The sequence below is a fragment of the Ruegeria sp. CH11 genome, assembly GCF_056537105.1.
This window is the reverse complement of the sequence record NZ_JBQFQX010000010.1, coordinates 1-13,184: the sequence shown is the minus strand read 5'-3', so window position 1 is coordinate 13,184 and position 13,184 is coordinate 1. Positions and strand designations below refer to the sequence as shown.

Sequence of the window (13,184 nt, the reverse complement as noted above, 5' to 3'; positions counted from 1 at the left end):
TCTCACACAGAGGTCACGGCGCGCGTTCAATCAAGCGCGCCCCCTTGCCCCATTTCTCGCAGGCCGTCAACAATGCCCGCCAGCGCCATGCTCAGCGATCCCTTGGCCAGAACGGCGTCTCCGTCGCGGATCAGATCCGGCAGGTGGGCGGCCATTTCGGCGCTCGTCTCGAACCACAGTCCGCGTTTGTCTTGTGGCAACACCTCATGCAGCGCCTGCATCAGCGGGCCGATGCAATGCACCTGATCGACACGCGCCATCGCGGTGACATCGGCCATCGCGGCGTGCATCGCCTGTTCCTGCGCGCCCAGTTCCTTCATATCGCCCAGAAACGCGATGCGGCGCGTGGCTTGCGCGGCCGCAAGCACGTCAAGCGCCGCCTCCATCGAGGTTGGGTTGGCGTTATAGCTGTCATCCAGCAGTTCGATCCTGCCGCCGTTTGCAAGGTCAATCACCACGCGCACGCCGCGCCCTTTGACCGGAGACCACCGGCCCAGCCCTTTGATGGCCGCGTCCGTGTCGACGCCCATCGCCGCACAAGCCGCCAAGGCACCCAGCGCGTTCATGGCGAAATGGGTTCCTGCCGAGTCGACGTCGAAAGCGGCGGGTTGGCTGGCAATCATGGCCTGCGCGTGGATCGCGTTGGCCTGCGGTTCCACTTCGGTCAGTACGTAATCCGAAGCATTCCGGCCAAAATCCACAATCCGCGCGCCGTTTTGCGTCGCGCATTGGCGCAAGATACCGGTGTGTTCGATATCGGCATTCACGATGGCGGTGCCGCCCTCGGTCAGACCGTCGAAAATCGCACCTTTCTCGGCGGCGATTCCGGAGACCGAGTCGAACGCTTCAAGATGAACCGCCGCGACGGTTGTAACCAGCGCCACATGCGGGCGGGTCTGACGGGCGAGCGGGGCGATCTCTCCGGGGTGGTTCATGCCGATCTCGATCACCGCAAATTCGGTATCGCGCGGCATTCGGGCCAGCGTTAGCGGGACGCCCCAATGATTGTTATAGCTGGCGACGCTGGCGTGGGTCTTGCCTTGGGTTTCCAGGATCGTCGCCAGCATTTCCTTGGTTGAGGTCTTGCCGACGCTGCCGGTCACGCCAACAACCTGAGCGGATGTGCGCGTACGTGCGGCCTGACCCAGAGCTTCGAGTGCTGTCTGCACATCGTCCACGATCAAAAGCGGTGCGGTGTCGTCGACACCATCGGGGATATGCGACACCAGCGCGGCCCCTGCCCCTTTTTCCAAAGCCTGAGCGACGAACTCATGCCCGTCGCGCACGGCCTTGAGCGCCACAAAGAGGTCGCCGGGCTGCAAGGTGCGGGTGTCGATGGACACGCCGTCGGCTTGCCAGTCTGTCGTCGCACGCCCACCGGTGGCCACGGCGGCCTCGGATGCAGTCCAGAGGGTCATGCGACCCTCCCATCCAGCGCGGCGACGCTGATACTGGCCTGCTCGGCGTCGTCGAAGGGCAGCACCTGATCACCGACGATCTGGCCGGTTTCGTGCCCTTTGCCCGCGATCAGCAGCGCATCGCCGGGTTGCAGGGCGTCGATGCCGCGCAGGATGGCCTCGGCCCTGTCGCCAACCTCGGTCGCCTCGGGAGCGCCCAGCATGACGGCGGCGCGGATGGTGGCGGGGTCTTCGCTGCGGGGGTTGTCATCGGTGACGAACACCACATCCGCATTGTCAGCGGCAGCCTGCCCCATCAGCGGGCGCTTGGTGGCATCGCGGTCCCCACCAGCGCCGACGATGGCAATCAGACGACCCATGACATGCGGGCGCATCGCTTTCAGAGCGGTGGAAACGGCATCCGGGGTGTGGGCGTAATCGACAAACACCGTCGCGCCGTTTTCCCGGGTGGCGGCCAGTTGCATCCGCCCGCGTACGGTTGTCAGATGCGGCAGGGTCTCGAACACCCGGTCGGCATCTTCTCCGGCGGCAATGACCAGACCGCAGGCCAGCAGGATGTTTTCGGCCTGAAACCCTCCGATCAGGTTCAGGCGAGTTTGATGGGTCTTGCCCTGGAATGAGAAACGCAGATCCTGCCCCGTCGCATCAAAGCGTTGATTCAAAAGGCAAAGGTCTGCGCCCTCGGCCCCGACGGTCAGAACGGATTGGCCCCGCGCCACGGCAATGTCCTGCACCTGCGCGCCCTTGGGATCGCTGAGGTTGATCACCGCCGTTCCGTCCTGCGGCAGCACCCGGTCGAACAGCCCGGCCTTGGCGTTGAAATACGCCTCGAATGTTTCGTGATAGTCCAGATGGTCCTGTGTGAAGTTCGAGAAACCGGCGGCTGTCAGATGCACTCCGTCCAGGCGGCGCTGCTCGAGCCCGTGCGACGACGCCTCCATCGCGGCATGGGTTACGCCATTTTCGGCAGCCTCGGCCAGAGCGCGATGCAGGGTGATCGGTTCCGGTGTGGTATGGGCCAGCGGCGCGGTCCATGCGCCTTCGACACCGGTGGTGCCAAGATTGATGGCGGCATGGCCAAGCTCGGACCAGATTTGGCGCACGAATGTGGCGATGGATGTTTTGCCGTTGGTGCCGGTAACGGCCACGATGGTCTGCGGTTGCGCCCCGAACCAAAGCGCGGCAGCCCCGGCAAGCGCCTGACGCGGATCTTCGGTCACGATCAGGGCGGCGTCGGAGGCGGCGAGTTCCTTGGCCGCTATCTCCGCCCCCTCGGCGTCGGTCAGAATCGCAGCGGCCCCCATGCGCAGGGCGAATTGGATGAACTCACCGCCATGAACCCGCGTTCCGGGCAAGGCCGCAAACAGATAGCCATCCTTAACCTCGCGGCTGTCCACAGCCAGCCCATTGATATCGGGATTCGCACCACCGCGCGCTGTCAGGGCCAATTGGCTGAGTTTCTTTGTCCTTGCGCCCATGACCCACCTCTATTGGACAGCCTAATTCGAGGTCAGCGTTATAGCAGCGCCCGCCTCAGGCTCAAGCCGGGGACGCAGGCCCAAAAGCGGGGCGACCCGACCGATCAATTCCGCCGCCACCGGCACGGCGGTCCACCCTGCGGTACGGCGCTTTTCGCCATAGGCCACGATCGAAGGCTCATCCAGCGTCACGATCATCACGTATTTCGGATCATAGGCCGGGAAAATCGTCGCGAAGGTGGCGATTACCTTCTCGTCATAATACCCACCCCGGGGTTTGGGCTTGTCGGCAGTGCCTGTCTTGCCCGCAACATCGTACCCCGCGACGTCACCAAAGCTGGCGGTGCCGTCAGTGACAACCTTGCGCAACATCTTTTGGGCCTGGCTTGCGGCGGAGTCCGACAAGACGCGCGGGCCATATTGCGGGCCATTTTTGCGCAGGATGGTCGGGCTGACATAATGCCCACCATTTGCAATCGCCGCATAGCCCGCCGCCAAATGCATCGGGCTGGTCGAGAGGCCGTGACCATAGGAAATAGTGACCGTGCTCAACTCACCCCATTTTTTGGGTTTGAGCGGCTGTCCACCCTTGGCTTCGACGATCTCGAACGGGGTGGGTTCGAACATGCCCAGCGTTTCCAGAAAATCCTGTTGCCGTTGCGCACCAATTTGCAGTGCCAAACGTCCGGTACCCCGGTTCGAACTGTGGACGATCACATCGGCCACGCTGATCTTGCCATAGTTCTTGCCGTTGAATTCGCCAATCGGAAACCGGCCGATCTTCATCGGGCCGGACGTATCGATGATCGTATTCGAGTTGACCAATCCAAGCTGCACCGCCTGCGCGGCGGTGAAAATCTTGAAGACCGACCCCAGCTCGTACACGCCCTGCACATAGCGGTTGAACAGCGGGCTATCCGAAGGGTCGAACCCGGTGGTTGGTGGACGCGGTCTGTCGTTGGGATCGAAAGACGGAAGCGACGCGGCCGAGATTACCTCGCCCGTATGGGCATTCATCAGAACCGCCGACGCGCCTTTGGCGTTCATGATCTTCATACCGCCATAAAGCACCTGCTCGACCGCAGCCTGCACCGTCAGGTCCAGCGACAATTGCAGCGGCTTGTTGCCGTTGGCCGGGTCGCGCAAATAATTGTCGAACTGCTTCTCGACACCTGCAACTCCGATCACTTCGGCGGCGCTGACACCCTCGCGCCCGAATCCCGAGCCGCCCAGAATATGCGCGGCCAGCTTGCCATTCGGATAAAGCCGCATCTCGCGCGGGCCAAACAGAATACCGGGGTCGCCGATATCATGAACCGCTTGCTTTTGTTCTGGCGAGATCCGCTTTTTGATCCACAAAAACTTGCGGTCGCCAGTAAAGTCCTTGATCAGCCGTTCACGGTCCAGATCCGGGAAGATCGCCACCAGTTGATCAGCGGCCGCGGTTGGATCGATCATCAACGGGGGCTGGGCATAGACCGAATAGGTATCCAGGTTGGTGGCCAGAATGCGCCCCTCACGATCCACGATATTGGCGCGCTGCATCGCGATGGTTGCACCTTGGGCGGTGGCCAAAGGCTCTTGCGCCTCGGACGTGGCCAACATGCCCATACGCACGCCCACCACCGCAAACGCACAGAAAAAGAACAGCCCCAGCACCAGCAAGCGACCCTCAGCCCGGGCGCGGGCGCGGTCTTTCATGTCCTCGTGGCGTTGACGGATGTTCTCGCGCTCAATCGCCTTGGGGTTCTCACCACGAGCGCGGGCGTCCAGAACGCGGGCCAGAGGTCGAAGCGGGGTGCGTGTCATGGGATCTGCACCTCGCCCAGCGACTGAATTTCCGTGATCGCCTGCAATTCGTCAGGGCTGACGATCGGAAGATCGGGGTCCTCGCCATAGGCGATTCTATCCGCGCGCCCGAACTGTTCGGCGCGCAGCGGCAGCAGACCCAGCCGTTCGAAATTCAGATCTGCCAATTCACGCAGACGATCCGGACGGTTGAGATAGGCCCATTCCGCATTCAACACAGCCAACCGCGCCTGCGCATTGCCGATTTTCTGCTGCAACGACTGCGTTTCCTTAAGCACTTGCTGGGTTCGATAGTTTTCCTGATAGGCCCAGAGGGCCAGTCCGAACACGGCCAAGGCAGTCAACACATATAAAACACTCTTCATCTTGCCCTCCCCCCCAGTTGCGGCATGCCAATGGCACGGGCCTCAATTTCTTCCCCCGCCGGCGCATCCGTTCGCACCGCCACGCGCAGCTTGGCCGAGCGCGCACGAGGGTTTTCCTGCAACTCCTGGTCATCTGGCCCAACGGCCTTGCGCGTTTTTAACGTGAATTGAGGCTGATCTTCCTGCATCTCAGGCGCATAGCGATTGGCGCGGCCGGTTTTGCCTGCGCGCGACTGTAGGAACCGTTTGACCATCCGGTCCTCGATCGAGTGAAATGTCACAACGGCCAGTTGCCCGCCTGGTTTCAGCGCGCGCTCGGCCGCCATGAGGCCCTGAAACAGCTCTTCGTACTCGGCGTTCACCGCAATGCGCAGCCCTTGAAAGCTACGTGTCGCCGGATGCGATTGACCCGGCTTTGGGCGTGGCAGACAAGATTCAATGATCTCGACAAGACGCAGTGTCGTTTCGATCGGTTCTTCCGCCCGCGCCTTTACGATGGCCTTCGCGATCCGACGGCTGGCACGCTCCTCGCCGAAATGAAACAGGATATCGGCCAGTTGCGCCTCGGTGGCCGTATTGACCAGATCGGCAGCACTTTCGCCCTGCTGACTCATGCGCATATCAAGCGGGCCGTCTTTCATGAAGGAAAAGCCGCGCTCGGCTTGATCCAGTTGCATGGACGAGACACCCAGGTCCAGAACGACGCCGTCAAGATCTTGCGCATATTCATCCATCCGAGAGAACACACCCGGCTGCATCACCAGCCGATCGCCGTATTCCCCGGCCCAGCTTGCGGCCATTTCAAAGGCCAGCGGATCGCGATCCACGCCGATAACATTCTCGGCCCCGGCTTCAAGCAGGCCACGGGTATAACCGCCTGCGCCGAAGGTGCCATCCAGCCAGACACCTGACACCGGCGCCACGGCAGCCAGCAACGGGCGCAGAAGAACAGGGATATGAGGTTTGTCCGCAGAAGTCTGAGCGCCGGCCATGCCGTCACCCATCCCCGATGCCATCGAGATACTGCATCGGATCGAAATCCTCGGGCAGATCGTCCAGCCATTCCTCGGTCGTGGCCAATTCCTCGGCCTCGTACGTTTCGGGTTTCCAGATCTGGAATGTGTCACCGGCGGCGATAAAGAACGCCTCATTCTCGAGGTCGATCTTGTTGCGCAGCTTTGCAGGCAGCACAAGACGGCCCGTCTCATCTACGTTGGTCGGGAAGGACTGACCGTGGAACAGGCGCTGCAGCATCCGGCGCTGCATCGAGCCACGCGGCAGGGCATCAATCTTGGCATCGACCTCGTCGATTGCCTCCATCGTATAGCATTCAAGATATTTCCGGCGGTGGTCGCCATAGACAATCACCAGCTCTGGATTGTCACCAGGTTGCCAGTTGGGATCGGAGGCTTCAAGCACACGGCGAAACGAGGCCGGGATCGATACCCTGCCCTTCGTGTCCACCTTATGGTGGCTTTCACCTCTAAACCTGCGCGCCAAGACGACTGTCCCTTTCGCTTGCGCCCCACCTCAAAATTCGTATCCCCCCCGGATGAAAAACGGCGGGTTGATCTGCTGCCACTGACCAACCCGCCGCATTGACCCGCTTTGCGGGATGTCCAGCTGCGCGCGCCACCTGGGGGGATGTCTGCTCGCCCGCGCGCCGGATCTGTTGAGTGATGAAAGCGAGATGCCTGTATGAAACCTGTTCTTATATTTTTGGTTCGGGGTCGTTTGGTGCCCCTACGCCTCGTCCTCATCGGATGTATAAGGGATGACATGGGAATTCATGGAAATCAATAGGAAATTTAAACACCACCATCTGATGACCGGGCTCAAAAATCTAGAAAATACTGAGAATCGGCGGAAATTGCACCACAATTTGGCGGCGCAAACAGAACGACCACTAGATGTATGACCTAAAATGCGCCCATGAATTCCCGAAAAAACTTCATGCGCCCTGGGAAATTACAGAGCTTTTCAAGTTCTAACGACCTAAACCTGAGTTAAATCACCCGAAATCTGACGCCCTCAGCTTGAATTCTGCCCCGGCCCATGAATTCCCATGAAGAGATTCTGCCTCCCGCTCAGCATCAATGAGACTGTTCGCGCAGCGCCGGGTCCGGCTTCCCTCAATTCAAGGCCAGCGCCACCGAATTGCCCTGACGTCATTGTCGCGCGCGCAATCGGATAGAGGTTTAGAGGCATCGAAATCGCACCGGAAGCCCCTTGTTTTCATGGCAAACATGGCTTGATCCGAAGTGTTCAAGGCAATCCATGCGTTCGCCGCATAGCAGCATTGACGACGTGGGCTATTGTGCAGCTGCAGCATTTGCCTATTTTCAGTCTCAAGCAAACGCCGGAACGTTCCGGCAAAAGATCAAATACGGAATACGAATATGGCAGTCGCAACCACAAACGCAGCTTCAAAGAGCGCCCCGGCAGTCGGAATTGCCGCGTTGTTTGAATCAGTCACGACCCGGTTCGTGCGCTATCGCATGTACCGCCAAACGGTCAACGAACTGTCCGCGCTGTCCAACCGCGAGTTGGCAGATCTGGGCTTGAATCGCTCGATGATCCGCCGGTTGGCCTTGCAGGCGGCAGAAGAACAGACAGCGCGCTAAGCGCGTCAGAACACCGAGATCAGGTCCGTACTCCTCCCTTTCGGACCTGTATTTCAGCGGCAACGTCTCTCCTCCTCCCTGACGTTGCCGCAGTTTATACCGGCCCAGAACGCCGGAAGCAGATACATCAGGGCTCTCCTCCTCCCTGCCTTGATGTAGAAAGCGCGCGGCGACGTCCTTCTCCTCCCTGACGTCGCCGCGACTTCTTCATACCGGGTTCAAACCCGGGTTCGGATACATCGGGGTTCTCCTCCTCCCTACCCTGGTGTTGAAAAGAACGGCGGTTCCCCTTCCTCCTCCCTGGGAACCGCCGTTTTTCGTTTTTCCGCATACGTTGTAAGCTTGGGTCGTGAACGAGTTCATCAGGAGCATCCCATGGCCGCCTATTTCATCGCCCAGATTTCCATTCATGATCCGGATGGTTACCAAGAATATCTTGAAGGTTTCATGCCAATTTTCGACCGGCATGGCGGGCGCCTGCTGACCGTTTCCTCGAAACCCGTCGAGATTGTCGAAGGCAGTTGGGCTGAAGACGGGATCGTGCTGATGGAATTTCCGGACATGGCCGCCGCCAGAGCATGGAAGGACGACCCCGACTATGCCGAGTTGGCCCGGATCAGGCAAAAAACCGCGACGGCGAATCTTGTGCTTGTCGAAGGGTTGTAGGCGTCAGAACGGCACGTCGTCCTTGGCAGTCAGAAAGCGTGAGACCACCTTTTTCACACCTGCCTTGTCAAAATCGACCTCGACTTTGTCGCCTTCGATGCCGATCACCGCGCCGTACCCGAATTTCTGGTGAAACACCCGTTCGCCCAGCGTGAAACTGGCCACGGCGGTCGCATCAATCACTGTATTCCGGCTTTCTTTCGGCTGAGACATCCCATACTGCCCCTGCCGCGCCTGCAATCGCCTCCAGCCCGGAGAGTTATAGACATTCGCCTCGGCCGCGCGGGTTTCGATACTGGCCGAAACCTGCCCACCGCCGTAAAGACCCGGAGGTGTCAGAACCTCGACATGATCCTCGGGCAACTCGTCAATGAACCGCGACGGCATCGCGTTTTGCCACTGCCCGAACACCCGCCGGTTGGCTGCGAAGGAAATGGTACAGACCTCCTCGGCGCGGGTGATTCCCACATAGGCCAGCCGTCGTTCTTCTTCGAGACCCTTGAGCCCCTGCTCGTCCATCGACCGCTGCGAGGGGAACAATCCGTCTTCCCATCCCGGCAGGAACACGGCGGGAAACTCCAGCCCTTTCGCCGCGTGCAGGGTCATGATCGAGACCTTGGCCCCATCGGTTTCCTGCTCGTTATCCATCACCAGACTGACATGTTCCAGAAACCCCTGCAGGTTCTCGAAATTATCCAGCTGGTTAACCAGTTCCTTAAGGTTCTCCAATCTTCCCGGCGCTTCGGGCGTCTTTTCGTTCTGCCAATGGGCAGTGTAGCCGGATTCGTCCAACACGATCTGCGCCAGTTCTATATGGTCGTAATTGCTAGTTTGGCTTTCCTCAAAGGGTTCGACTATCGGCTCGACCACTTCATCTTCGTATTCAGTGTGCCCTTCGTACTCATGCTGCCGATACGAGGCATCGTATTCTTCCGCGCCAAGAGGCCGGGCCACACGTTTTCTTGCACTGGGTGGGGCAGCGTTTTGCCGTGAGGTTGACGCAGTTCGCCTCGTCCCGACGACGGCATTCCACCTTGCCAACCCGTCGATTAGTTCGCGCAGCGCTTTGACACCTCTCGCGCCGATCAGTTTTTCTTCAACGACAATCCGAGCGCCTTCTACCAGCGACACCCCATGTTCCCGCGCCGTCATCTGAATCGTCTGCTGCGCCTTGTCGCCGAGGCCGCGTTTGGGTGTGTTCACGATCCGCTCAAAGGCGAGATCATCCTCGGGGCTGACTACCAGCCGGAAATAGGCCATCGCGTCGCGAATCTCCATCCGCTCATAGAACCGAGGGCCGCCGATCACCTTGTAAGGCAGACCGATGGTCAGAAACCGATCCTCAAACGCGCGCATCTGGTGCGAGGCACGCACAAGGATAGCCATCTCATCGAGGTTCATCGGCCGCACACCCCGTGTACCGCCCTGCATGGCGTCGATTTCCTCGCCGATCCAGCGCGCCTCTTCCTCGCCGTCCCAATGGCCGATCAGACGAACCTTTTCACCCTCTTTCTCCGCCGTCCAAAGCTCTTTGCCCAGCCGGTTTTCATTACCGCGAATAACGTTCGAGGCGGCGGCCAGAATATGCGGGGTCGAGCGGTAATTCTGTTCCAGCCGCACAACTTCAGCGCCTGGAAAATTCTCTTTGAAACGCAAAATGTTGGTAACATCGGCCCCGCGCCAGCCATAGATCGACTGGTCGTCGTCGCCAACACAGCAGATATTCTTGTGATTCTGTGATAGCAATCGCAACCACAGATATTGGGCCACATTGGTATCCTGATACTCATCCACGAGAATATAACGAAACCGGCGCTGGTACTTCTCAAGCACATCATGGTGGCTTTGAAAAATCGTCACCATGTGTAGAAGCAAGTCACCGAAATCCACCGCGTTCAACTCACGCAGGCGAGTCTGATACTGGGCGTAAAGTTCAATACCCTTATGGTCAAAGGCCCCCGCGTCCAATGCGGGCACCTTATCGGGCGTCAAAGCGCGGTTTTTCCAATCTTCAATAACTCCAGCCAAGTGCCTCGGCGGCCAGCGCTTTTCATCAATATTATTGACCTTCAATAGCTGTTTAATCAGCCGAATTTGATCGTCGGTGTCCAAGATGGTGAAATTAGGCTTAAGGTCAACCAGTTCAGCGTGACGTCGGAGCAACTTCGCGCTGATTGAGTGAAACGTACCCAGCCACTTAACAGGTTCTTGGAGCGAATAAGGGGTCTTCTCCAATCGAACCTGCATTTCTTGTGCAGCTTTGTTGGTGAACGTAACCGCCAAAATCTCATACGCTTTTACGTTGTGCTGTTCTATGAGATGTGCAACCCGCGCCATCAACGTCCTTGTTTTTCCGGTACCTGCACCGGCCAAAATCAAGAGGGGGCCGTCAACTTTATCGACTGCCTTTTCTTGGTCGGGGTTGAGACCCTTCTTATACAAACCCTTCTCTTGCGAGAACCGCGCCATCGCCCGCGCCGACAGCGATGCGCCCTCGAAGGCGTCCATTTCGTCAAAACTGCTCATGGTTCCAAACTACGCCGGATGGGCGCGAAGGGAAAGGGTTTGTTCACGGCTTGTTCGCGCAGAATTTCGCGCTGGGTTCCCGCCAATTCTAAACAAACCGAGCAGAACTGCCACGGTGCCATTAACCACCTGTAAAAACCAGGCCGCCATGATCGTCTCATTGCTGTGGGAGCGTAGGGTATGAAACAGAAACCTCAGGGGACCGTGAAACATCGTCTGAAATGGATCGGCATCAGCGTGATGCTGATAACTCTGGCCGTTGGATGCGGCTGGGGCATCTATAAGTTGCCGGCCCCGCTGGTCGACAGGATGCTGCAGACCGATATCCTGAAACAGGCCGAACTCTGGAAACGACGGGTCGTTCTGCACCTGGAAAACCCCGAGCGCGCCTTGAAGACGGGCTTGATCGATACGCACGATGCCGAGTTTCTGTCCTCGATGCCCGAAGCCTCGGATGTCTATCGCTTCAAGCTGTTCGACGCGTCGGGCAAGGTGACATGGTCAACTCGCCCCGATGAGATTGGCAGTGTCGAAAGCCGCGACTTTTTTCGCAGCGACGTCGCCCGAGGGATGATCCATTACATTCAGGAGGTCGTCCCGCTTTCGGAAATTGACGGGCTGGATCTGCATACCGACAATATCAACAACACACTGCAACACCACGTGGCCGAGGTTTTCATGCCGGTCACCCGCAACGGGCGCTTTATCGGTGCGATCGAATTCTTCACCGATATCTCCGACTTGCGTGCCACTTTCATATCGCGGCTCAGGGTCTCACTGACCGTTCTGAGTGGAATTGCCCTGCTCGCCCTAGGGGCAGTGTCCTTTGCGACCTATCGGACCAACCGGTTTCAGGTGCTGGCCCTGCACAGGCAGTCCGCAAAAGAACGGGACTTGATGGATGAACAACTGCGCCTTGCGCGCGAGGTTCGGTTGCTGGGTGAATTGAATGAGTGGCTGCAATCCAGCCGCTCGCTGGACGAGTTGTTCGATATGGTCTCGCGTTTCATGACCCACATCCTGCCCGAGGCCGAGGGCAGCGTATATGTCTATTCCAATTCGCGCGACGTTCTGGACGGCTGCGCCAGTTGGAACGGCGGCACGCACAAATCGCATATCCACCCTGAAGGGTGCTGGGGCCTGCGTCGCGGTCGAACCTATGAATTCGGCGCCTCCGAGATCGATTTTGTCTGCGAACATGCAGAGCCGCATGATGGTCGGGCCTATTTCTGCTTTCCCATCCTTGCGCATGGGGAAACCGTCGGTTTGTTACATCTGCGCGCCCATGACGGCGCCTGCGAAGAATTCCATGCCAGCAAGAAGCTTGCGCAGCTCTGCGCCGAGCAGATCAGCATGGCGATCGCAAATGTGCGGATGCGGGATCAGTTGCATGACCAATCGGTACGCGACCCTCTCACCGGTTTGTTCAACCGCCGCCACATGACCGAATCGCTGCGAAAGTCCATCGGCCGGAGCCAGCAGACCGGAGCAGCCCTCAGCCTGGTTGCGGTGGATGTGGATCATTTCAAGAAGTTCAACGATACACATGGCCATGACGCCGGCGACATGGTTCTGCGTGCGGTGGGTGCCGCGCTGGAACAGGGCTGCGACCGGGATGAGGTCGCATGCCGGATCGGTGGAGAGGAGTTCATGCTGATCTTGCCCGACAACACTCCGGAAGAAGCGGTTACACGCGCCGAACAGCTACGGCAGGCGGTCGAGGCTGTGTCGGTCCGGTATGGCGAAAAGTCCCTGCCACGGATCACGATTTCGGTTGGGGTGGCGCATTACCCCGCACATGGTTCAATGCCGCAGGATCTGATGCGTGCAGCCGATGACGCATTATATGCCGCAAAGGACGGTGGGCGAAATCAGGTGCAGGTCGCAGCGCAGTCTTTGCCTGCACTCAGGGATTCTGGTGCAGTCGACTCTGCGACGGTAAAGCCCGCCAAGCGATCGTCAGCAGCCTAGATGGCCCGAACGCCCAAAGCAACGCCAACTCGTCAGCCGCCAGAGTGATTCTCACGACCTGTCGTGCAGCCTAATTCGGGTCCCGAAGCCGGTTCGTGAGTTCAATTCACATGGGTGATTGATGCTGCGGTGCAGCGTGTGTATTAATACTGCGCATATAAGCGGCGTTTGCGAGCGTTAACATGCCGGTTCTGTCAAAAAGACTGATATAGCAGCGCGTATTGTCCGCCTATGAGAAGGCCAAACCACCAAGACCGGGACCCGCAATGACCGACTTCAACAAGATCCTGATCGCCAATCGCGGCGAGATTGCCATACGCGTGATGC

10 protein-coding genes are annotated in these 13,184 nt (G+C 59.0%); 3 read left to right on the top strand and 7 right to left on the bottom strand.

Annotated elements, in window-relative coordinates; all coding sequences use genetic code 11:
- Window positions 1-26 precede the first annotated feature (26 nt).
- Genes ACR0LX_RS15225 through mraZ form a run of 6 tightly spaced genes read right to left on the bottom strand, consistent with a single transcriptional unit; the run spans window position 27 to window position 6,570 of the window.
- A complete protein-coding gene (locus ACR0LX_RS15225) occupies window positions 27-1,418 on the bottom strand; it encodes a UDP-N-acetylmuramoyl-tripeptide--D-alanyl-D-alanine ligase (protein WP_480784443.1) in 1,392 nt (463 codons plus the stop codon).
- Window positions 1,415-2,896 carry a UDP-N-acetylmuramoyl-L-alanyl-D-glutamate--2,6-diaminopimelate ligase gene (locus ACR0LX_RS15220; RefSeq protein ID WP_480784442.1) on the bottom strand — a complete coding sequence of 494 codons (1,482 nt, stop codon included), beginning with the start codon at window positions 2,894-2,896 and terminating at the stop codon, window positions 1,415-1,417. Before ACR0LX_RS15220 ends, ACR0LX_RS15225 begins: the two co-directional genes overlap by 4 nt.
- 21 nt (window positions 2,897-2,917) lie before the next feature.
- A complete protein-coding gene (locus tag ACR0LX_RS15215; RefSeq protein ID WP_480784441.1) occupies window positions 2,918-4,705 on the bottom strand; it encodes a peptidoglycan D,D-transpeptidase FtsI family protein in 1,788 nt (595 codons plus the stop codon).
- Window positions 4,702-5,070, bottom strand: a complete 369-nt coding sequence (gene ftsL, locus ACR0LX_RS15210; protein ID WP_480573022.1) for a cell division protein FtsL — start codon at window positions 5,068-5,070, stop codon at window positions 4,702-4,704. Before ftsL ends, ACR0LX_RS15215 begins: the two co-directional genes overlap by 4 nt.
- Window positions 5,067-6,062, bottom strand: coding sequence for a 16S rRNA (cytosine(1402)-N(4))-methyltransferase RsmH (gene rsmH / locus ACR0LX_RS15205; protein ID WP_480784546.1), 996 nt, complete (start codon window positions 6,060-6,062; stop codon window positions 5,067-5,069). The genes ftsL and rsmH overlap by 4 nt, the downstream gene beginning before the upstream one ends.
- A 4-nt stretch (window positions 6,063-6,066) precedes the next feature.
- On the bottom strand, window positions 6,067-6,570 hold the full coding sequence (mraZ, locus tag ACR0LX_RS15200) for a division/cell wall cluster transcriptional repressor MraZ (RefSeq protein WP_480784440.1): 504 nt from the start codon (window positions 6,568-6,570) through the stop codon (window positions 6,067-6,069).
- An 899-nt stretch (window positions 6,571-7,469) separates the two neighbouring features.
- Here mraZ and ACR0LX_RS15195 point away from each other — a divergent pair.
- Both ACR0LX_RS15195 and ACR0LX_RS15190 read left to right on the top strand, forming a co-directional pair.
- The gene (locus ACR0LX_RS15195; protein WP_480784439.1) at window positions 7,470-7,694 is read left to right on the top strand and encodes a DUF1127 domain-containing protein; all 225 of its coding nucleotides are present in this window, start codon (window positions 7,470-7,472) and stop codon (window positions 7,692-7,694) included.
- A 375-nt stretch (window positions 7,695-8,069) separates the two neighbouring features.
- Window positions 8,070-8,360 carry a DUF1330 domain-containing protein gene (locus ACR0LX_RS15190; RefSeq protein WP_480573016.1) on the top strand — a complete coding sequence of 97 codons (291 nt, stop codon included), beginning with the start codon at window positions 8,070-8,072 and terminating at the stop codon, window positions 8,358-8,360.
- Between the two features lie 3 nt (window positions 8,361-8,363).
- Here the strand turns inward: ACR0LX_RS15190 and ACR0LX_RS15185 are convergent, their stop codons facing one another.
- Entirely contained in the window at window positions 8,364-10,886 is a 2,523-nt protein-coding gene (locus tag ACR0LX_RS15185) for an ATP-dependent helicase (protein ID WP_480784438.1), read from the bottom strand.
- Between the two features lie 180 nt (window positions 10,887-11,066).
- On the opposite strand from ACR0LX_RS15185, the gene ACR0LX_RS15180 reads away from it, so the two are divergent.
- Complete coding sequence (locus ACR0LX_RS15180; protein WP_480784437.1) at window positions 11,067-12,857, top strand: sensor domain-containing diguanylate cyclase; 1,791 nt, start codon at window positions 11,067-11,069, stop codon at window positions 12,855-12,857.
- Window positions 12,858-13,184: the final 327 nt, after the last annotated feature.

Coding starts and splice junctions, on each gene's coding strand:
- rsmH (WP_480784546.1), bottom strand. CDS start 6,062: ATGGCCGGCGCTCAGACTTCTGCGGACAAACCTCATATCCCTGTTCTT.
- ACR0LX_RS15180 (WP_480784437.1), top strand. CDS start 11,067: ATGAAACAGAAACCTCAGGGGACCGTGAAACATCGTCTGAAATGGATC.
- ACR0LX_RS15185 (WP_480784438.1), bottom strand. CDS start 10,886: ATGAGCAGTTTTGACGAAATGGACGCCTTCGAGGGCGCATCGCTGTCG.
- ACR0LX_RS15195 (WP_480784439.1), top strand. CDS start 7,470: ATGGCAGTCGCAACCACAAACGCAGCTTCAAAGAGCGCCCCGGCAGTC.
- ACR0LX_RS15215 (WP_480784441.1), bottom strand. CDS start 4,705: ATGACACGCACCCCGCTTCGACCTCTGGCCCGCGTTCTGGACGCCCGC.
- ACR0LX_RS15225 (WP_480784443.1), bottom strand. CDS start 1,418: ATGACCCTCTGGACTGCATCCGAGGCCGCCGTGGCCACCGGTGGGCGT.
- ftsL (WP_480573022.1), bottom strand. CDS start 5,070: ATGAAGAGTGTTTTATATGTGTTGACTGCCTTGGCCGTGTTCGGACTG.
- ACR0LX_RS15220 (WP_480784442.1), bottom strand. CDS start 2,896: ATGGGCGCAAGGACAAAGAAACTCAGCCAATTGGCCCTGACAGCGCGC.
- ACR0LX_RS15190 (WP_480573016.1), top strand. CDS start 8,070: ATGGCCGCCTATTTCATCGCCCAGATTTCCATTCATGATCCGGATGGT.